The 19,900-nt window shown below is 65.0% G+C and carries 19 protein-coding genes and 2 pseudogenes; 6 read left to right on the top strand and 15 right to left on the bottom strand.

Annotated features, from left to right (window positions below):
• Window positions 1–920 (bottom strand): PHP domain-containing protein (locus RHBS_RS10375; protein ID WP_128645496.1); only part of this gene is annotated, 920 nt, incomplete at its 3' end.
• Between the two features lie 139 nt (window positions 921–1,059).
• On the opposite strand from RHBS_RS10375, the pseudogene RHBS_RS10370 reads away from it, so the two are divergent.
• Together RHBS_RS10370 and RHBS_RS10365 are read left to right on the top strand one after the other, a co-directional pair.
• A pseudogene (locus RHBS_RS10370) lies at window positions 1,060–3,187 on the top strand (MMPL family transporter).
• Window positions 3,188–3,221: 34 nt separating this feature from the next.
• Window positions 3,222–5,222 (top strand): SDR family oxidoreductase, encoded by a 2,001-nt coding sequence (locus RHBS_RS10365; protein ID WP_128645495.1) that lies wholly within the window; start codon window positions 3,222–3,224, stop codon window positions 5,220–5,222.
• Window positions 5,223–5,262: 40 nt separating this feature from the next.
• Here the strand turns inward: RHBS_RS10365 and RHBS_RS10360 are convergent, their stop codons facing one another.
• From RHBS_RS10360 to RHBS_RS10340, 5 genes and pseudogenes are all read right to left on the bottom strand, one after another.
• Complete coding sequence (locus tag RHBS_RS10360) at window positions 5,263–6,099, bottom strand: phosphotransferase family protein (RefSeq protein ID WP_236745368.1); 837 nt, start codon at window positions 6,097–6,099, stop codon at window positions 5,263–5,265.
• Between the two features lie 146 nt (window positions 6,100–6,245).
• Window positions 6,246–6,755 (bottom strand): hypothetical protein, encoded by a 510-nt coding sequence (locus RHBS_RS10355; RefSeq protein WP_128645494.1) that lies wholly within the window; start codon window positions 6,753–6,755, stop codon window positions 6,246–6,248.
• A 10-nt stretch (window positions 6,756–6,765) separates the two neighbouring features.
• Complete coding sequence (locus RHBS_RS10350; protein ID WP_374700570.1) at window positions 6,766–7,530, bottom strand: alpha/beta fold hydrolase; 765 nt, start codon at window positions 7,528–7,530, stop codon at window positions 6,766–6,768.
• Window positions 7,531–7,552: 22 nt separating this feature from the next.
• Window positions 7,553–9,143: pseudogene (locus tag RHBS_RS10345) on the bottom strand (DNA polymerase Y family protein).
• Window positions 9,140–9,952, bottom strand: coding sequence for a hypothetical protein (locus RHBS_RS10340; RefSeq protein ID WP_183130203.1), 813 nt, complete (start codon window positions 9,950–9,952; stop codon window positions 9,140–9,142). Before RHBS_RS10340 ends, RHBS_RS10345 begins: the two are co-directional and overlap by 4 nt.
• A 199-nt stretch (window positions 9,953–10,151) precedes the next feature.
• Here RHBS_RS10340 and RHBS_RS10335 point away from each other — a divergent pair, with 199 nt between their 5' ends.
• Entirely contained in the window at window positions 10,152–11,381 is a 1,230-nt protein-coding gene (locus RHBS_RS10335; protein WP_121870396.1) for a serine/threonine-protein kinase, read from the top strand.
• On the opposite strand, the gene RHBS_RS10330 is transcribed toward RHBS_RS10335, so the two are convergent.
• Both RHBS_RS10330 and RHBS_RS30405 read right to left on the bottom strand, forming a co-directional pair.
• Window positions 11,365–11,535 (bottom strand): hypothetical protein, encoded by a 171-nt coding sequence (locus RHBS_RS10330; RefSeq protein WP_308417383.1) that lies wholly within the window; start codon window positions 11,533–11,535, stop codon window positions 11,365–11,367. The genes RHBS_RS10335 and RHBS_RS10330 overlap by 17 nt on opposite strands.
• An 11-nt stretch (window positions 11,536–11,546) precedes the next feature.
• Entirely contained in the window at window positions 11,547–11,870 is a 324-nt protein-coding gene (locus tag RHBS_RS30405; protein ID WP_237669145.1) for a hypothetical protein, read from the bottom strand.
• A 97-nt stretch (window positions 11,871–11,967) separates the two neighbouring features.
• On the opposite strand from RHBS_RS30405, the gene RHBS_RS10325 reads away from it, so the two are divergent.
• The gene (locus RHBS_RS10325) at window positions 11,968–12,537 is read left to right on the top strand and encodes a TetR/AcrR family transcriptional regulator (protein WP_183130204.1); all 570 of its coding nucleotides are present in this window, start codon (window positions 11,968–11,970) and stop codon (window positions 12,535–12,537) included.
• Here RHBS_RS10325 and RHBS_RS10320 read toward each other — a convergent pair.
• Genes RHBS_RS10320 through RHBS_RS10300 form a run of 5 tightly spaced genes read right to left on the bottom strand, consistent with a single transcriptional unit; the run spans window position 12,515 to window position 16,116 of the window.
• Window positions 12,515–13,204, bottom strand: a complete 690-nt coding sequence (locus RHBS_RS10320; RefSeq protein WP_237669141.1) for a response regulator transcription factor — start codon at window positions 13,202–13,204, stop codon at window positions 12,515–12,517. The two genes, RHBS_RS10325 and RHBS_RS10320, sit on opposite strands and share 23 nt — an antisense overlap.
• Window positions 13,192–14,325 (bottom strand): sensor histidine kinase, encoded by a 1,134-nt coding sequence (locus tag RHBS_RS10315; protein ID WP_128645492.1) that lies wholly within the window; start codon window positions 14,323–14,325, stop codon window positions 13,192–13,194. The genes RHBS_RS10320 and RHBS_RS10315 overlap by 13 nt, the downstream gene beginning before the upstream one ends.
• Window positions 14,322–15,077 carry an alkaline shock response membrane anchor protein AmaP gene (locus RHBS_RS10310; RefSeq protein ID WP_237669140.1) on the bottom strand — a complete coding sequence of 252 codons (756 nt, stop codon included), beginning with the start codon at window positions 15,075–15,077 and terminating at the stop codon, window positions 14,322–14,324. The genes RHBS_RS10315 and RHBS_RS10310 overlap by 4 nt, the downstream gene beginning before the upstream one ends.
• Before the next feature lie 32 nt (window positions 15,078–15,109).
• Window positions 15,110–15,535: a hypothetical protein gene (locus tag RHBS_RS10305; protein ID WP_128645491.1), complete on the bottom strand. Its 426-nt coding sequence runs from the start codon at window positions 15,533–15,535 to the stop codon at window positions 15,110–15,112.
• Entirely contained in the window at window positions 15,532–16,116 is a 585-nt protein-coding gene (locus RHBS_RS10300; RefSeq protein WP_128645490.1) for a MerR family transcriptional regulator, read from the bottom strand. The genes RHBS_RS10305 and RHBS_RS10300 overlap by 4 nt, the downstream gene beginning before the upstream one ends.
• Window positions 16,117–16,322: 206 nt before the next feature.
• Between RHBS_RS10300 and RHBS_RS10295 the strand changes: the two genes are divergently transcribed.
• Window positions 16,323–16,664, top strand: a complete 342-nt coding sequence (locus RHBS_RS10295; protein ID WP_121872558.1) for an HNH endonuclease — start codon at window positions 16,323–16,325, stop codon at window positions 16,662–16,664.
• A gap of 5 nt (window positions 16,665–16,669) precedes the next feature.
• On the opposite strand, the gene RHBS_RS10290 is transcribed toward RHBS_RS10295, so the two are convergent.
• Window positions 16,670–17,317 carry a response regulator transcription factor gene (locus RHBS_RS10290; RefSeq protein WP_121870401.1) on the bottom strand — a complete coding sequence of 216 codons (648 nt, stop codon included), beginning with the start codon at window positions 17,315–17,317 and terminating at the stop codon, window positions 16,670–16,672.
• A complete protein-coding gene (locus tag RHBS_RS10285; protein ID WP_128645489.1) occupies window positions 17,314–18,738 on the bottom strand; it encodes a sensor histidine kinase in 1,425 nt (474 codons plus the stop codon). The genes RHBS_RS10290 and RHBS_RS10285 overlap by 4 nt, the downstream gene beginning before the upstream one ends.
• A 148-nt stretch (window positions 18,739–18,886) precedes the next feature.
• Between RHBS_RS10285 and RHBS_RS10280 the strand changes: the two genes are divergently transcribed.
• Window positions 18,887–19,900, top strand: a 1,014-nt coding sequence (locus tag RHBS_RS10280; RefSeq protein WP_237669139.1) for a PspC domain-containing protein, incomplete at its 3' end; no start/stop codon positions are given.

Genomic DNA, 19,900 nt, shown 5'->3' with positions numbered 1-19,900 from the left:
AACATCTCCGCCATCTCCACCCCGGACCGTAGATGTCCGCCGCCGGTCGGTGCCAACCACCCGGCAGCCTCGTCCAAGCTGCTCCGTGCGCGCACAGCGGCCATCGCCATGGCCAATCTCCTGCTGCGCGGGCCGGCGTAGTGCGCGGCCGTGGTGGCGATCGTCGGAAGTCCGTACCGCCGAGCCAGCGTCGCGAGAGCGTCGTTGCGCTCGTCGTCGTCTGCGACGCCGTGCCGGGTGAGTTCGACGGTGACGCGATCGGATCCGAACCGATCGACGAGGGTGCGCAGCGCGGCCTCTGCCGCCTCCGGACCACCACGCGAGAGCGCCTGCCGAACATGGCCCTTTCGGCAACCGGTGAGAATCTGCCAGTGACCGCCTGCCGATTCGGTGAGTTGATCGATGTCGTACTGCGGCTTACCTTTGACCCCGCCTGCCAGGTGTGCAGCGGCAATCCGACGCGATAGGCGTCGATACCCCTCCTGGCCGCGAGCGAGCACCAGCAGATGAGTGCCGTCGGGATCGGTCTCCCCGGCTCGGGATCGATGCGTGTCCAGTGAGAGTTCGGCGCCGAACACGGTTCCGATACCGAGAGCTCTGGCTGCCTCGGCGAACCGCACGACCCCGTAGAAACCGTCGTGGTCGGTGATGGCGATGGACTCGAGGCCCAGGCGTACCGCCTCCTCGACCATCTCCTCGGGCTGCGAGGCACCGTCGAGAAAGCTGAACGCCGAGTGCGCATGCAATTCCGCGTACGGCGTCACCGACAGCGCGGGCTTGTCGATGGTGCGGTCGTAGACGTCCCTCTTTCGCGACCAGGCCGGGCTGTCGCCGCCGTCGCCCTCGGCCACCGGCTTCGGACGTCCGGACAGGACTCGTTCCATCTCCGACCACGTGGGTGGTCCGTCGTTCCATCCCATCGAGCCCCCCCGCCTCCACGCCGCCGCCTCATCGAACACTTGTTCTAATGAGAACACGAGGGTCCGACACGGATCAACTAGAGTCGAATCGCCACTGACCCTTTTCACCGAATCCCTTTCACAGAGCCGGAGCACAGACGTGACGCGTTGGGCATCGTTCGTCGTATCGCACAAACGATGGGCACTCGCAGTTGTCGTCGCAGTCGTCGCAGTAGGCGGGATCTTCGGACTCGGCGTCTTCTCGAAACTGAGCGAGGGCGGTTACGCCGACGCAGGCAGCGAATCGTCCGAGGTCGCGCGACTGGTGCAGGGAATCGGCCAACCGACCCCCGACATCGTCGCGATCTACACCGCCCCCGAGGGCAGGACGATCGACGACATCGGACCGCAGGTGCAGGCGACGCTCGACGAGTTCAGCAGTCGATACACCCTCGGCAACGTCAGCTCGTACTGGAGCGCAGACCCGGTCAGCAAGGAATTTCTGGTCTCCAAGGACCGAACCAAGGCGTTGGCCACGGTGTCCCTCGGTGCGAACTCGGGCGTCACGTTCAACACTTTCGGCGACCTTCCGCCCCAGCTCGAAGTACCCGGCGTCGAATCGCAGTTCGCCGGCGCGTCGGTGGTGGGAGTCTCGCTCAGCGAGACCCTCGAAAGCGACCTGATCCGCTCCGAGATCATCGCTGTTCCCATCACCCTGCTGCTGCTGATCTTCATCTTCGGCGGCGTGATCGCTGCAGCCGTTCCGGTGTTCGTCGGCATTCTGAGCGTGCTCAGCTCCCTGGCGATCCTGCGGATACTCACCGAATTCACCGAAGTCAGCTCGTTCTCCATCAACGTCGCGTCGTTGCTGGGACTGGGCCTGGCCATCGACTACGGACTGTTCATCGTCAGCAGGTTCCGCGAGGAGCTACGCGGTGGACTGACGCCGATCGACGCGACAATCCGCACCGTCGCCACCGCAGGCAAGACCGTCGTCTTCTCCGGACTGCTGCTGATCTGCGCCTTCGCCGGGATGCTCGTCTTCCCGCAGGCGGTGATCCGATCTCTCGGGTTCGGGGCCATGGCCGCGGTGACGAGTGCAGCCGTCCTGTCACTGACCGCGGTCCCGGCACTGCTCGCCATTCTCGGCACCCGCATCAACTCCTGGACGTGGTCGCGCACCGCGTCCGATCGCAGCGATGCACGCGCACACAAATTCTGGGGCGGCGTCGTCACCCGCGTCATGAAGCATCCGGGCATCGTCGCTGCCGTCATCGTCGCCGGGTTGCTGATCATCGCCACCCCGATCCTGAAGGTCTCACTCGGAGAGGTCGACTACACGGCGCTGCCGAAGGACAACCCTGCGCGCATGGCATTCGAGACACTCGGTTCCGACTTCGAATCCACCGGCGAGGGCGCAACCGTGGTTCTGCGCGGCCTGGACGGCGTCAAGCTCAGGGCGCACCGATTGCGGCACTGACCTCCGCTGTGGAATCCACTCCCGGCATCGCCCGAGCCGAATTCCTGGGCTCCAAGGACGATTTCGTGACGCTTCAGGCGTCGTACAGCGAACCGACCCAGGGATTGAGCGAGGCCGAATCCCAATCCGACGCAGTGGCGGCACTGCGCTCGATTGCTCCCCCGGACGGTACCGAGATCCTCGTGGGCGGCGGGCGAGCCAACGTCGACGACGGCAACGCTGCGATCGCGAAGTGGCTACCGGTGATGATCGCCATCATGGTCGTCTCGACGCTGGTGTTGCTGTTCCTCGCGTTCGGATCGATCGTGCTGCCGATCAAGGCGGTCCTGATGGCCGGACTGAGCTTGGCCGCGACCTTCGGCGCACTCACGTGGGTGTTCCAGGAAGGCCACGGAGCCGGCCTGCTCGGCGTCACCCCAGGGCCGCTCGAGTCGACGTTCGTGGTTCTCATTCTCGCGGTCATCTTCGGCTTGTCGACCGACTACGAGGTGTTCCTGATGTCGCGCATGGTCGAGGCTCGCGCGGCTGGAGCGAGTACCGACGAAGCGGTGATCTTCGGCGCTCAACGCACCGGACGCATCGTCACTGCGGCTGCGTTGATTCTGATCGTCGTCACCGGAGCCTTCACGATCTCTGGTCTGTCGATCATGAAGTTCCTCGGCGTCGGAGTCATCCTGGCCTGATCATTGACGCGACGATCATCCGTATGTTGCTGGTTCCGTCTTTGGTCAAACTCATGGGCGAGGCCAATTGGTGGGCACCGACCTGGATGAAGAAAGTGCACGAAAAAGCCGGTATCGGACACTAGCCCCGGAACTTACTTCGGAGTAAGGTCGGCTCGCATGGCGAACTTTATCGTAACCGGCGGTACCGGGTTTCTCGGGAAGAACGTCCTGCACCGATTGCTCGAACGTGATGCGCTCGCTGCGATCCACGTGCTGGTGCGTCCCCAATCGGTGGCTCGCCTCGAGCGACTCGCAGAGCACCTCGACGGCGGCGACCGAATTCACCCGCTGGTCGGCGACCTCACCGAGCCGAAGCTCGGACTCCGAGACGCGCCTGCCGACATCGACCACATCCTCCACCTCGGAGCCGTCTACGACCTGACCGCAGGCGACGAGCAGACCCCGACCAACGTCGCCGGAACCGCCTCGGTGATCGGCCTCGCCGAGAAGACCGGGGCCCGCCTGCACCACATCTCGTCGATCGCCGTTGCGGGTGACTATCGAGGAACGTTCTCCGAGAACGACTTCGACCTCGGTCAGAAATTTCCGACTGCCTATCACCGCACCAAGTTCGAGTCCGAGAAGTTGGTGCGCGACAGCGCTGCGGACTGGCGGGTGTATCGGCCCGCCGCGATCATCGGGCACTCGGAGACCGGTGCCATCGACAAGGTGGACGGCCCGTACTACTTCTTCCCGTTCTTCGCGGAACTTGCCAAGCTGCCGTCCGCCCTACCGATCACCGTGCCGAAGATGGGCGCTACCAACCTCGTTCCGGTCGACTACGTCGCCGACGCCATCGTCGAGCTCGTACATCGAGACACCTCTCCCGGCAGCGTGTTCCATCTGGTCAATCCGACGCCTCAGTCGATGGCAGAGGTCTATGCCGCGTTCTCGTCCGCAGCCGGATCTCGCGCGAGAATCATCGATGTACCCGGGGCGCTGGTCGCTCCGGTCGTCTCTCCCAAATCCAGGGCCGTGCGCAAGCAGCGCGACGCCGCCCTCCGTGATGTCGGTGTGCCACCGGTGATGCTCGAACACCTGACTCTGCCCACCGTGTTCGAGTCGGCATCGACACAGAAAGCGTTGCAGGGCAGCTCGATCACACCGCCACCACTGCGAACGTACGCCGATCGCGTGTGGAATTACTGGCGGGAGAACTTCGATCCCAAGCGCAACCGCCGAAACGACCCACGCGGGCCGCTGTTCGGCCGTCACATCGTCATCACCGGTGGCTCGTCCGGAATCGGCCGAGCCAGCGCCGAGGCAGCTGCCCGCAAAGGCGCAGTGGTCATTCTGCTCGCGCGCGGTCAGGACCAACTCGACGAGGTGGTCGAGCACATCCGCGAATCGGGCGGCACCGCCTACGGCTACTCGTGCGACGTCACCGACAGCGAATCGGTGGACCAGACGGTGAAAACCGTTCTGAGCGAACACGATCACGTCGACATGCTCGTCAACAGCGCTGGTCGGTCCATCCGCCGCGCACTCTATCGGTCCACCGATCGGTTGCACGACTACGAGCGCACCATGGCCGTCAACTACTTCGGGGCCATACGACTGGTGCTGGCACTGTTGCCACACATGCGCGAACGCAGCTTCGGGCACGTCGTCAACCTCTCCAGCGCTGCCGTTCTGGGGCACCCTCCCCGCTTCTCCGCCTACGTGGCCAGCAAGGCAGCGCTCGACGGCTTCACCGATGTTGCTGCCGCAGAGACACTCTCGGACGGAATCACCTACACCACCATCCACATGCCGCTGGTGGACACGCCGATGATCACCCCGACGGGCGACAAGAACGTCGGACCGGTCTTCTCACCGGAGAAGGCTGCCGCGATCGTGATCCGCGCACTGAGCGACAAACCGAAGCGAATCGACACTCCGTTGGGAACACTCGGACAATTCGGTGCCATGTTCGCGCCCAAGGGCAAAGACCGCACGATGCACCAGCACTACCGCAAATTCGCCGAATCCGCTGCAGCCAAAGGTGAAGCGCCGGTCACGATCGAAAACGGGAAGGTGCCCTACCGAGTGCGCCGGTACGATCCGAAGACTCCGAGCGCACGCATCGGCAAGGTAATCCGACGCGTCGGCAGATTGGTCCCCGGCACCAGTTGGTGACCGGCAAACGGGTTTACCGATCTCGGAGTCGGTCCGTCGATCATTCGAGCAGGGGTGCGAGATAGCCGCCGTCGACGTCGAGCAGCTCGGTGAGCAGGCGGTACGGTCGCCAATCCTCGACACTGTCGACGGACGACCAGAGGTCGAGGTCACGGAGCTGGTCCAGAATTGCTGCGCCATGGATCAGCTCACGACCATGAGTCGGATCCATATGACGAGCGGCGATCTCGACCGCGGCGTCACCTGCATCCGAATCGACGCGATGGCCCTCGTCGGATACGCGGGCCTCGCATACCAGTCGGCACAGGTCGATCTCGACCGGACCGAGCACGGCGAACTCGAAGTCCAGCAGGGCGACGACCTGCCCGTCCCATAGAGCATTCATCAACGCGAGGTCCCCGTGGTTGACGGTCTGTTCCACCAAAGGTGCAGCCCGGAAGTAAGCCTCGATGACTCCGTCGAGGCGGGACTGCTGAGCGCTGGACAGTCCCAGCCCGGCCACTGGTACGAAGCCGCCGTGAGATGCGACGAACGTCCTGAGAGACGGGCTCGCGTCGTGCACGATCCGGGCGCGAGCCCACAGCTGGCGGACCGCCGATTCCCGCTCGGCAGGCGTCAGCGTCGGCCACGCCTCGTGCAGGTTCTGGCCGCGAATCTCTGTGCTCACGATCCAGCCGTGGCCCTCGGTAGTGCCCTCTCCGAGGATTTCCGGGTGCCCGACCTCTCGTGGAAGAGCCCGGACGAGCGCAACCTCGCCTGCCATGTCGACGGGTGTATGCGCGATCCGCACAGCGATACCGTTGCCGACCCACGTCGCGTTCGAGTATCCATTGGCTCGCTGCATTCGCGAGAGTTCGCCGCCGTGAAGCGCCGCCACCTCAGCGGCCAAGCCACGAACAAGGCTGTGTCGATCGGATCGCGATCCTTGTCCAAGGGATGGACACTCTCACTGGGATCATTCATGAGCGTTCACGCTATCGAACATCAGCGTCCACGCCACCGAATTCTGTGGGGCAACAGAATTCACCGCAGCAGAGCTCTCCCCCAGACTCGCAGGAATCCCTGACTCAGGTATGTCAGAGTGCCGATGGCCAGAACCCATTTGACGGTGCTGACCACTGTGGTGGCACGGACGACGGTGTCGGTGATCTGTTCGCGATTGTCGACCAGTATCAATCCGACGATGTTCTCGATGTAGTCGGCGGCAGCGGAGGCCACGGGCGCGACGGCCAATGCCGTCGTCGCCGCAGGGCTCAGCGGGGTCTTCTCCGCCAGGCTCCTCGCGCCTGCACGCAGTGCGACGGCGTAGATCGCCGGATGCACGAAGTCGGGCAGATAGTGGCTGCGGAACCTGGCGATCTCGGTCTCGTCCATGCTCGCCAGGATCTGCCGATAACGCTCGGCGGACCACGCCGTCTGCACGGCAAGCACTTTCGGAGCTGCGGGGCCGAGAAGTCGGGCAATGTTGGCCTGGGATACGACGAACAGTGCCGACCAGCCCAGCATTCTGCGATCGAGCGCACCGATAATCATGTCCGAGACCCTAATGCGTCAGGAACGGGAGAACGGCGGCCTCGAACGCCGAGTATCCGTCGCGATGGATGCTGTGTCCGGTACGAAACGCCTCGACGCGGCAGGTCGGAATCTCGGCGACCATCGCGTCGAGTCTTTCCGGATCGACCATGCCGCCGGGACCGCCGCGAAGCACCAGCGTCGGAGCAGTGATGTCGGCCAACGACTCCCACCACTGTGTATTCGGCCGACGGAACTGCTCGAGAGCAGTGGAGGTCATCGAGCGATCGAAGGCGAGTACTGCACGGGGATGCAGCACGACGCTGGTCGCTGCGTGCCAGAGTTCGGTGACCGACGGCATCTTGCCCGTCAGGGTCGGCGGAGCGTCCCCGGGCCGAATCGGTATCGGCAGCTCTTCGAGCACCAGACGGCGGACGAGCTGCGGGCGACGCTGAGCGACAAGTGAGACCGCGTATCCGCCGAGGGAATGGCCGACGAGATCGACTTCGTTCAGCCCGAGATGGTCGATCAACGCCAGCAGGTCTGCCCCGAAGGAATCGAACTCGTACGTGGACGTGTGCGCACTCTTGCCGTGTCCGCGCAGATCGACGGTGATCACCCGGCTGCCCTGCGCGGTAAGTGCACGGGTGAACCGATCCCAGGTCGTGCTGTCGCCGCCCATGCCGTGCACCAGCATCACCGGTGCCGAATTCGAGTTCGTCTGCTCCCGCGGGGTGAACGAGCGATACGCGATATCGACGCCATCGAGGTCGACCGTCTCCGACATCATCTGCATTCCCTCGAATGTAGCGGTGCCACTATTCGTAGATTCCTTCCACCCGCCATCGACCCTCGTCGAACACCAGCAGCAGGGCCCTTTCGTCGTCGAGCACCACCTGGGCTCGCGCCGTCGGACCCGTCGACCCATGGCCACTGTCCCACCAGCGCTCGTCTACCGGCCACGGTCCGGCCAGCCCCGTCAACTGCCATTCCTTGGTCCCCCAGCGCAGTCGCGACGGCGGCGTATCGAACACACCACGATCGGTGACGCCGATTCCGGTTCCCGCCCGATTCATCAGCGTCACCGTCGGACGTGTCTCGATCACTGCCGCCGGGGCAGGCTCCGGTAGCCGTCCCGGCCAGGGATCCGATGGATCGGACGTCGGCACCAGTTCGTCGCCGAGCGGACGCAGGGTGATCCGCTCGGCCGGCCCGCGGCCACCACTGAGCACACCGCCCAGCACCGATTCGCCGCCGAGCAGACCCTGCACGCGCACCAACGCCCGACGCGCCCTCTCGTCCTCGTCCCCGACGCTGCCCCACAACCCCAGCTGCAGCTCACCGGCGGCCACCACTTCGATCGGTTCGAGCCGCAGCACGGTGATCGCGGACGTCGGCTTGTTCTCGCTGCGCCCGGTGATCCAGCCGTCGAGTTGCCACCGCACGCGGTCGGCTGTTCCCTCCGGCGTCAACGGCTCCGCGCACCGCCAGATGCGCGACAGATTCTCGCCGTTACCGGTACTGGCATGCACCAGCAATCGAGTGCACGCAACGGCAGCGGCAGCGAGCTTGGTGTGCAACTGCTCGGCCAACCCACGCCCGGCGAACGCAGCTGCGTCGACCCGATCGATCGGCGGATCGCACTGGTACTCCACATCCAGGTCCGGCGGTAGAGCTCTGGCCGACGGCGGACGTTCGGGCTCACCTCGCGCACTGCGATGCGCCAACACGGCATCGGTACCGAAGCGCGACGCCACATCCCCGGGAGACAGTGCCGCGAAGTCACCAATAGTTCGTAAACCCAAGCGCCGCAACAGATCCACCAGCTCGCCCCGATCGGCAGCCGACATGCTCGGTTCCGCCGAAAGTTCTGCCACCGGCAACGGCGCGAGAAAGCCTGCACCCCCCGCCGCGCGGCACCACCTGCGCATACCGCGCGGCGACGACCGCGGTGGACAGCTCGTCGGCGATACCGATCTGACATTCCACACCGGCAGCCGACGCTTCGTCGATCAACCGTTCCGCGGCCCGATGCTCGGTACCGAAATACCGTCCGACGCCGCGGGCAGAGAGAACCAGCAGGCCCGGCCTGAGCACTTCGACTCCCGGCGCGATGGCAGCGACGGCCGAGACCACGGGTTCGAACAGTCGCGCATCACGATCGGTATCGGCAAGAGCGACATGCACATCCGGGCACCGCGCCTGTGCTTCCCGACGCCGCAGGCCGCGCTTGATACCCGACGCCCGTGCCGTCGCCGAGCAGGCAACGACCCGATTGGCCGAGGTGACGACCACCGGATGCGTCGCAGGGAGATCGGCCTGGGCAGCTGCTGCAACAGCGGGCCAATCGGGACACCACAGTGCAAGAACACGGCTGGCAAGAACACGGCTGGAACGGTCGATGCTCATGTCGAGACCGCGATCGACAATGAATTCTGCTCGCGCTTCTCGGTATGCCACTCGATGCGACCGTTCTCCGAACGCAGGTCGAGTCGAACGGTGCGGGGCCGCATCGCCTTGCCGCGAGCGCACACCGACAATCGGACGCCGCGCAGTCGGCCGCGGCCCAGTTCCCGGCCCGTACCGAGGCCGTCGTATCCGTGCACCGACGCGTCCAGTCGTAGCTCTGCCCCGTCCCAGTGCCCATCGGTCACCAGCAGCGTCGACCCCTTGCTCCGCGCTCTGGCCACCACGGCCCTGGCCCGGGTGGGCGATACCGACAGACCGCCGAGACCGAGTACCACGAGGTCGACACCGTCGAGCAGAATGGCCGCCACTTCCACCGGGTCGGGACCGGGATCGGGAATCAGAGCCAGCTTGCTCAACTGTGCGCCCATCTCCACCGCGGCCAGAATCCCGAAACGGGGCTGCCCGATGACGGCGACATGCCCACCGGCACCGGTCACCGCAGCCACCAACCCGATCAGGAGCGAGCCGGCACCGGACACCGAGGCCACCGTTCCACGCACCAGTCCACCGTGCGGCAGCACCTCGATCAGCGCAGACGGCACTGGAAGAACGGGTCGTTGACGGGTTGGACGCTGCGTCGACGGTTCCGGGTGCATGGGCTCGACGGGGTCCGAATTCTCGATGCGCACCGACGCCGTTTCGCCCCGAGAAGGTACGGCAGCCATCCGGCTACGCAGCAACGCCACGCGCTCCGGCAGCGACAACCCGTCGAGCACATCCGGCGTGACGGAAGCTCCCGGTACAGTCATGTCACTCCCCTTCGCGGCGTAGAAAATCGACCCGAAACTTCGGTGTTCGACGAACGCGGGAAGTGGCGTATTCGAACACAATTTCGATCTGCGCTCAGTAAAGCCGCTCGGACGGCAACTCGTCAAGGTGATGCCGAAGCCCCTGGTAGATGCCTCCGTTCTGCGGCTGCAGGCACGTCCCGCCATCGTCAACTAACCTGTGGACGTGACGGATCAGCAGCGTGTTCGACGGGGCGTCGGGCCCGACTACCTCCTGGCAGGCAGATACCGCCTGGCCGGCAAACTCGGCGGAGGAGGCATGGGCGCGGTATGGCTCGCCACCGACACGCTTCTGCACCGTCAAGTGGCCGTCAAACAGGTCACGTCCACCACTCGGTTGACTCCACAGCAGGCCGTGGAAGTACGCAACCGGGCCATGCGTGAAGGCCGCATCGCTGCCCGACTCTCCAGCCCCCACGCCATCGCGATGCACGACGTCGCTCTCGTCGACGGTGAGCCGTGGTTGGTCATGGAATATCTGTCCTCGCGGAGTCTCGCGCAGGCACTCGGCACCACCGATTCGCTACCACCGTTCGAGGTCGCTCAGATCGGTGCACAGATCGCCGATGCCCTGACCGAGGCGCACGAGGCCGGGATCGTGCACCGAGACATCAAGCCGGGCAACATTCTGATCGCCGATCGCGGCAAGGATCTGGGCATCGTCAAGATCAGCGACTTCGGCATCTCCCGCGCCAAGGGCGACGTCGAAGCAGCCGACGACAGCGTGATCACCGGAACCCCGGCATATTTCGCACCCGAGGTCGCGCGCGGACAGGATCCCACCGCAGCCAGCGACGTGTTCTCCCTCGGCGCAACGCTGTACACGGCCATCGAAGGCAAGCCGCCGTTCGACATCGATCACGATTCGATCGCACTGCTGCACCGAGTTGCCAAGGGGCAGATCATCGCTCCCACCCGCAGCGGCGATCTCACGGGCCCGTTGCTGCACATGCTCGAGCCCGATCCTGCCCGACGGCCCACCATGGCGCAGGCCCGCGACGAGATCATCGTCGCCGCGATCAGCAAGCGCGGCACCATAGCTCAGCTGCGCGGGGTGCCTCTGACGTCTGTGGACGGCGTGGTCCCGGCGTGGGCGAGGCGCTCGACACCGGTCTCCGAATCTCGCCGTCCGTCGCGAGAGTTCGGAAGAACCATCGCGGGCTTGCCGGCCGTGCAACCCGGTGAGAGCCAAGCCAACCCGGTTCCGTCGACGTATTCGCCACCGCCGTTCGATCTGCCGAAAAAGAAGAAGAACCCGATCGACGACGTCCTGATGCGCATCGAGGACGTCATCGGTGACCGAACGTCGATTCCGTCGACCGCGATCCTCGCAGCACTCGTGCTCGCCGTCGTGGTCGCTGTCGTTCTGGTGATCATGCTTGTGATGTGACCCGACCGTCGAGTCGCGCGATGGCGTCGGTGAGCACCGATGGCGCAAGCCTGCGGTGCACGGCGGACAGCGGTACCCACGCCCACCTCCCGAGACTGCGGTCGTATCGAACGAAGGTCGTCAATTCGAGCCGCCCGTCTGCTGCGTGGATCACCAGATGCACAGTCAGAGAATGTGATCGGTTTTCCAGTCGAATCCACCGCGGAGTAGTTTCTGCGATGCGCCATCCCGCGACGACGTCGGAGTCGGCCCTGCGATCAGCCTCAACTGCAACAAACCCTGCCAAATGAATCGTTCGGCAACGGAAGGAACATCGCCGAACATGACTCTCGCGTACCGTTCCGGCGCGGCCGCGGTATCGACGTCCACGAAGAAGTGGTCGACGTAGTCCGCGTGCATGGTCGAGCGGGCGAGTACACCCTCTGCCATCTCATCGAATCCGACCAGGCTCTTCACCCGGTACCGGTCATGCTCGTCAGACTTCGACACACTCGACTCCCCTCAGGTATACGGTGACGTACAACGTGATCGTATCTCTTTTATACGGTGCCGTATAGATAAAACTGTCGACGCTCAGGAGGGCACCTTGCCTCGCGCACGCACCCCACGTGACAGGTGGATCGAGGAGGGCTTGGCACTCCTCGTCGAAGGCGGTCCCGATGCAGTCCGCGTGGAAGTCCTTGCCACACGCATCGGAGTGACCAAAGGCGGCTTCTACGGCCACTTCTCGGACAGAGCCGCCCTCCTCGACGCCATGCTCGACCGGTGGCGCACTGACAGCGTCGACGAGGTACTCGCTGCCGTCGAACAAGCCGGCGGAGATCCGGCGGACCGGGCCGTCCTCGCCGGCCACCTCACATTCGACGGCGAACGCCTACCGACGGACATGGCGGTACGCGAATGGGCGCGCCGAGACTCGGGCGTCGCCGAACGGCTGCGAGAGGTCGACAACCGACGAATGGAGTTGCTGCGCAAGTCGTTCGCGGGCAACGGTACCAAGGGAGTCGAGCTCGAAGCTCGGTGCCTGATTGCGTTCTGTGTCGCAATCGGCAGCCGACTGCTCGACGCCGACCATCCCGGCTTCACCCGCAGGCAGGTACTCGACGCCGCCACCGAATTGGTGATCGACCCCGTCAACGCGCCTCGTGCACGATGATCGCGATCTGAACCCTGTTGCTGCACTCCAGTTTCGTGAGGATTCGTGAGACATAGGTCTTCACGGTCGCCACACTCATGTACAGCTCAGCACTGATCTCCGCGTTGGACTTTCCCGATCCGACGGCAACGGCCACCTCACGTTCACGATCGGTCAGCGCATCGAGCAGCGCCCGTGCACGTTCGGTGGCAGAATCGTGCGATCGGGCATCCTGCTCGCGCCAGTGCGCAACCAAGCGTCCGACGGCTGTAGGCGACAGCATCGACTCTCCGGTTCCGACGCGATGCACCGCGTCGATGATGTCCCGCGGCGGAGTGTCCTTCAGCAAGAACCCGTTTGCGCCCGCCCGCAGAGCCCGCAGCAGATATTCGTCGGTGTCGAAGGTGGTCAGCACTACGATTGCCGCTGAAAAACCCTCCGCTCGAAGCATTTCGGTGGCGGCCAGACCATCCAGGACAGGCATCCGAACATCCATCAGAACCACATCGGGAGCCAGCGTGTGCACTGCCTCCATACCGCTGCGCCCGTCCGACGCCTCGCCGACCACTGTGATACCCGGATCCGAACTCAAGATGAGAGACAGTCCCGCCCGCACCAACGCGTCGTCGTCGACCAGCAACACCTCGAGCACATCGGCTGCCTCGGGATCATCGGTCAGTTCGGGCACGGTAACCACGCTTCCAAACGGTAGACCACTCCGACGCTACTACGGGCGATACCGTACTCGATTCGTCCGCCTGCCAGCTCGATTCGCTCGGTGAGGCCGATCATCCCCGAGCGAGAACCGGGCACTGTCGCGAATCTCTCTGCACTGATACCGTTTTCGAGCCACACCCTGATCTCGCTGCCCGTCGGAGCAATTCCGCAGCGAACCGGCACACCCGGCGCATGCTTTCTCGCGTTGGTGAGCCCCTCCTGAATGACACGGTGAACGGTGCGAGAGGCCGAGGCAGGCAGCGTGAGGTTCGCGGGCATCTCGTCGACGAACGTCACCTGCGTACCGGCTTTCTCCGAATCCTCGATCAGCGCAGCTATATCGTCCACACCCGGTTGTGGACGCGGAACACTCACGTCGCCCGATCGAAGTACTCCCAGTATCTCGCGCAGATCCTCCAGGGCACCGTGCGCATTGGATCTGATGGTCGACGCGAGTGCTTCGACCTCCCGCGCACCGACATCCGGCCGGACCTCGAGCGCACCCGCATGGAGACTGACCAACGAGATCCGATGCGCGAGAGCGTCGTGCATCTCCCGCGCGATCCGCTCACGTTCGAGTCCGCGAACGGTCTCGGCTCGCAGATTCGATTCCGACTCTGCTCGTTCGGCCCGCTCACGTAGCGAATCGATCACCTCGCGACGCGATTTGACGACGATGCCCCATGCCGCCGGGATGCTCAGAAAGGCGAGACTGGTCGTCGCGATGTACAGGATCGACTGCTCGGCCCACACAATCGTCCAGATCATCGACGCCAGCACGTGCAGAACCACCACCGCGGTGGTGACCCGCCACGACTTTCGAGAAGCCACCGTGAAAACGGCCACCAGTTCGGCCCCACCCACTGCATCGGTGAGAACAGCACACAGCGCCAGCGCCACCGCAAGCTCGATCGGCCACCGGCGACGCCACCACAACAGCACGGCACCGAGAACGCCCACGACGATCGAGACGACCGTTCGGGTGGTGGTCATACCCTCGGTGCCTGCGGCTACCGACAACACCAGCAACAGCGCGAACACGATGGCGGCGACATCCCATGCGCGTTCTCGATGCCGTCGCAGCACAGTCATGATCTGACCAGGGGGCGCCAGTATTGGCTGGTCTTCTTGTCGCGCACCACTACGCCGAGTCTGTCCAGCTCCGAACGCAATTCGCGTGCATCGGCACCCGCCTTCTTCTTCAGTGCCATGTCCCGAGCTTTGAGCACCGCATTCACCTCCGGTGCCAGACCCGGGGTCTCGGGCACCCACAGGTGATAGAGATCGTCGTAGGGATCACCGGGCGCAACCGAGTAGCCCCGCTCCTCGAACGCCGCTTCGATGGCGTCACGCTTCTCCTCGCTCGGTACCCGCACCAACTGCCGCGAGGCATCGTCGAGCAGAACCAGTTCCTTGCCGTCCACGAAGACTGTGCCGACCCGAGACTTCGAGACCGTGGCGGTCTCGCCCCTCTCGGTGATGCGTACTTGCGCCGTCGATACCGTCACTCGCGCGGTCTCGTAGAACGCGACGGCCACCAGCGCCAACCCCAGTAGTATCCCCACCCCGATGCAGACGTACCGCACCCACCACTGCGACCACGACGCGATCAATTCCAACGGACCCTGGAACGGTATCCAGGTGAGCGACGCTCCCCACTCCGCCACGTACGGCACCGCGAATCCCAGCAACCCACCGATCATCACGGCACCGACGATCAGGAAGAGCCGATCGCCGCGGGAGAACCACAGCACCGCCGGTGGCGTCTCCCCGAGCATCTTGTCGTCCATACTGTCGACGGTATCGAGTGTGGGAGCCGATACCCAGTCATCGAAAGTCGACACTTCGCCGACTTTCGACGACAGGAAGCACTCGATCAGCCGAGAACCGGCATCACCAGTGTCGTCAGAGCGCCGTCGACCGCGGAACGCACGAGCATCGGGTGATCCGGCGCAGCGATATCGAGCATCAGGTCGGGCCCGACAGCCGACGCAACGGCCGCCTGCAGAACGGCCGCGTCGAAGAACACCACGCTCTCCGAACCGGTCACCTGTGCGGGGACCGCAACACCATCGACCCGGACGCCGTTCGGCCCGGCCTCGATCCGAAGGGTGCCGCCGCCGAGCGGAACGAAATCTCGTTGCAGCACAACCCTGGTCACGGTCGGGGCCAAGCCATCCATGATCGTCCGCCAGTCGGGGAATTCGCCGTCGACCGGATCCACCGCAGCCCGAGCACCGTCGGAGTCGATCACCATCGAGTCGTCGGTTGCTGTCAGCGCGAGAGTGCCAGTTGTAGTCACCGTCCCGAGTGAGCCGATCGCCGCAACTCGAGACCAAGAGGTGCCGGCCGAGCACTGCGCAACGAGACTTCGGGTGGACAGTCGATACCGATCCGTCGCAGTGAGGGTGACAGTGCACCGTCCACCTCGACCAGCACGCCCCGCAGCACCGGAAACTCCTCGCTGGTCCCGGCCGCAGACGCGACCTGTTCCACCGCCGACGCGAACTCGGCGGCAGATACCGTTGCTGTGCAGTATTTTTCGTCGAACAACCGGCGGATGGACACTGCGGCCTCGGCTGCTGCCCGCGCCCGTGCGGCGAGCTCGTCGACGTGCCGATCCACGATGTCGACCGCTGCAGCTCCGTCGCCGTCGAGGGCAGAGGCCACCTTGTCGAGCGACATACCGATCTCCCGAAGTTGCCGAATGATGTTCGCCCGCTTCGCTTGTGCTCGGGTGTAGTAGCGATAGCCGGACTTGGCGTCGATGAAGGCCGGGACGAGCAGTGCGCAGTCGTCGTAGAACCGCAGGGCGCTGGGGGTCAGGCCGCTCGAGCGAGCGAACGCACCGATGGTCAGGAATTCTTCTTCCGAATCAGTCATGGTGAAATCCTGAGGCTTCGCGTTGGTCGAAGGTCAAGCACTGTGCGTCCGGGCCGGTGTGGCCCGTGTCGTCTGCCATGCTCATCCTCCGGCGATACTCGGCAACGGTGTGAATTTCGGCGCGCGGAGGCAAAACACGGAAGTGCTGCCGCGGCCGAAGTATCGTCGCCGTTGTGCACCCTCGCCGCAAGCTCCCCGCCGCTGAGCTGCCGAAGGCAACGCGGGCGCGCTACACGAAACGACGGCGACGACGGCTCGCCCGAGTGGACAACGACCTCACCGCCTCCCAGTGGGCGGAACTTCTCGACGCCTGGGGAGGGTGCGCCTACTGTCGCGCGACGAGTGCGCCGCTGCAACGCGACTGCATCACGCCGGTCTCTCGCGGTGGCCGGTACACACTCGACAACGTCGTGCCGGCCTGCCCCTCCTGCAACGCCAGCAAACACAACAGCGAAGTGACCGGGTGGCTCCGACGCAAGAAGCTCGACGAGCACACGTTCCTGATCCGTCACGCGACGATCCTGGCGACACTTCTCCGATCGACGTAGGTCCCCTAGTCGATTCGACGCTTGTGCGCCCATCGGGTGAGCGCATTCCTGTTGGACTGCTGAGTCTTTCGTAGAACGTTCGAGGCATGCGTCTCGACGGTCTTGACGGAGATGAACAGATCCTCGGCAATCTCGCGATAGGTGTATCCGCGCGCCAGCAACCGCAACACCTCGAGTTCACGGGGCGTGAGCGAATCGAGTTCCGGATCCAGCGGGGGCTCCGGGGCGGCGCTGCGACCGGTGAACGAATCGAGGACGAACCCGGCCAGTCGGGGGCTGAAGACGGCATCTCCCCCGGCGACGCGTCGAACACCGTCGGCGAGCTCAGAGCCGGAGATCGTCTTGGTGACGTATCCCCTCGCCCCGGCACGGATGACGGCGATGACGTCCTCGGCGGCGTCGGACACACTCAGGGCGAGACATACCGGCCCCTCGGAGATGCGGTTCAACACGGCCACGCCGCCGCCGTCGGGCATGTGCACGTCGAGCAACACCACGTCCGGCTTCGTCGAGTCGATGCCCGAGACCGCCTCGGCGACGCCTCCGGCTTCCCCGACGACGTCGATGTCCGCCTCGCGAGCGAGTTCGGCTCGCACACCGGAACGGAACACCGCATGATCGTCGACCAGGAAAACGCGGAAAGGTTCGGTCACGTCGGCTGCTCCTGCTGGGTGGATTCGGAAGATTCGGTGGTGACGGAGGCGCCGTTGCGGGGCATGAAGATTCGCACTTCGGTTCCCTTGCCGACGGTCGACCGTACCTGCACCGTGCCACCGCGGCGCTCGATGCGTCCCCGAATGGACTTCGCCAGTCCCTGTCGATCCTCGGGTACCTCGGATTCGTCGAACCCGGTACCGCGATCGCGGACGAAGACGCTGACCTGTTCCGGTTCGGTTTCGGCGAACAGATCGATATTGGTCTCACCGGAGTGCTTGGCCGCGTTGACAAGAGACTCTCGCGTGGCACCCAGTAGCGCGGTGAAGCTCTCGCGGGACAGGCCTGACTCGACGTCGTCGGGCAGTAGGTGTACGTCACCGACTGTGATGGGTCGAACCGTCACGCCGTGCTGATCCTCGACCTCCCCGGAGATGGTCTTGAGCGCGTCGGCCAAGCTGGAGTTGTCGGTGTCGCCGCCGTCGAAGAGCCATTTGCGTAGTTCACGCTCCTGCCCCCGCGCCAACCGCATCACCTCCTGCGGCTGGTCGGACTGCTTCTGGATCAGCGCCAGTGTCTGCAGCACCGAATCGTGCAGGTGCGACGCGATTTCCTCGCGTTCGTTGTTGCGGATGCGTGCAGACCGCTCGGCACCGAGCGCGCGCCAGGTGCGCAACCAGATGGGAACCGTCAGCAGGCCGACGCCGACGAGAGTGACCACCACCGCCAGCAGCGACGAGCGCAGTGCGGCCAGATCGACGCGGGCGAGCACCACCACGGCGAGGCCGAGCACGATCAACGTCGCTCCGCCGACGACCCTCGCCCAACTCAACACGGTCGGATGCTTGGGCAGACCCACAGCTGTTCGCGGTCCCTCGGAGTCGAACTCGCGCCAGACCAGGGCCGCACCGATCACCACGACGATGACCGGCACGATGACCGAAGCAGCGGTACCGCTGAGAAGCCAGGCGAGACCGACGGCGAGGCCGAGACCGATAGCAGCCAACCCGAGCGCACGCTGGCGTTCGGCGGCACTCGGATGCGCGGTGTCCTCGCCCGCGGGCGTGAACATCCAGATCAATCCGTATGCGGCGATGCCGGCACCGGCGGACGCGGCGAGCAGCGCGAACGCCACCCGAATCTTGAACACGTCGATGCCGAGATGGTCGGCGAGCCCGCCTGCCACGCCGCCGACGATGCGTCCTCCGCCGCGGCGTTGGAAGGGGGCAGGAGCGGAGCCTGCAGGAGTGACAGGAAAAGCAGGAGCGGAGCCTGCAGAAGCGACAGGAAAAGCAGGAGTGACAGGGACAACGGGAGCGACGGGGACAGCGGTCGGCGTGCCATGGGTAGCCGTCGCGTCGCCTGCCGGGGACGGTGTGTTCCGGGCGGCGTCGACGGGTGGATTGTCGACAGGGTGCACGCCTTCGATCCTGGCACGGATGCGGTGGTGATCGCATCAGGGTTCGCCCTGATGTTTCGCGGATCCGGCGAGGTGGACCCGATTTCGGGGATGAAGATCAGGGGTATCCCTGATGTGTTCGGTGCTCGTGGCGGCCACGATGGTTGTCATGAGCAACGTGACCGTCTCGGATCAACTTCAGCAGATGTGGCGCACCCGTCCGCACCGCTTGCCGCAACGCGGGCATGTGGCGGGTGTTGCGGCCGGTATCGGCTATCGCTACGACGTCGACCCCGTTCTGATTCGGATCGCGTTCGTCGTCTCCACCTTGTTCGGCGGTACCGGCATCGTGCTGTATCTGGCGGGGTGGCTTGTCCTCAACCGCGCCGGTGACACCGCGTCGGGCGCGGAGTCGCTGGTCGGGCGTGGCAACAGCTCCGATTCGACGACCAAGATGGTGGTCGTGGCGGTGGCATTGGTCATTGCGGTGTCGACGATCGGCCCGGTGGGCGTCGGACTCGGGGGTTCGGGGCTGATCTCTCTGGTGGCGATGCTCGGCGGACTGTGGTTGCTGCACCAACGGTGCCCGGAGCCGCCGCCGTACATGCGAACGCCGGAGTTCTCCCGCAACCGATACGCCCCGAGACCGTTCGGATCTCCCAGCACGTCGGCCGAGCAGTGGACGGCCGCGCAGTATCGTCCGCCGCAGTTCCAACACCAGAGCTACACCCCGTACACGACTCTGCCCAAGAGCTACGTTCCGACACCGAAGCCAGTCGAGCACACCGAAGCCGACGCCGACGCGCACACCGTGAACCTGAGCAAGACGACCGCATTCGCCGAGAAGCCGAACGACACGCCGACCGATATGCCCACCGTGACTCCCCCGTCGTGGGACCCACTCGGTGTGGCACCGTTCGCCTGGGATCTTCCCGAACCGGCAGGCATATTCTCGCCTGCGGCGATCGAACGCAAGCGTCGATCACGTTGGACGGCAAGCTTTCTCGGCCTGGCTCTGCTCGCTGCCGGCATCACCGCGGCGGTAGGTGCCGCAACCGGCGGAGACTGGGCCTCGGCGGGCCGCGTCGGAGCGTCGCGCTCGCGGTCATCTCGGTGGGACTCCTGCTCGGCGCATTCCTGCGCAAGGGCTACGGATTGCTGGTGGTCGCGGCACCCCCTGGCC

Origin of the sequence: Rhodococcus sp. BS-15 (genome assembly GCF_000813105.1) — a bacterium.
Taxonomy (GTDB): domain Bacteria; phylum Actinomycetota; class Actinomycetes; order Mycobacteriales; family Mycobacteriaceae; genus Rhodococcoides.
Note: the sequence above shows the minus strand (reverse complement) of the source record. Positions and strands in the feature narration are given on the sequence as shown.

Coding starts and splice junctions, on each gene's coding strand:
- RHBS_RS10300 (WP_128645490.1), bottom strand. CDS start 16,116: ATGACTGATTCGGAAGAAGAATTCCTGACCATCGGTGCGTTCGCTCGC.
- RHBS_RS10365 (WP_128645495.1), top strand. CDS start 3,222: ATGGCGAACTTTATCGTAACCGGCGGTACCGGGTTTCTCGGGAAGAAC.
- RHBS_RS10350 (WP_374700570.1), bottom strand. CDS start 7,530: ATGCAGATGATGTCGGAGACGGTCGACCTCGATGGCGTCGATATCGCG.
- RHBS_RS10340 (WP_183130203.1), bottom strand. CDS start 9,952: ATGACTGTACCGGGAGCTTCCGTCACGCCGGATGTGCTCGACGGGTTG.
- RHBS_RS10355 (WP_128645494.1), bottom strand. CDS start 6,755: ATGATTATCGGTGCGCTCGATCGCAGAATGCTGGGCTGGTCGGCACTG.
- RHBS_RS10315 (WP_128645492.1), bottom strand. CDS start 14,325: ATGACTGTGCTGCGACGGCATCGAGAACGCGCATGGGATGTCGCCGCC.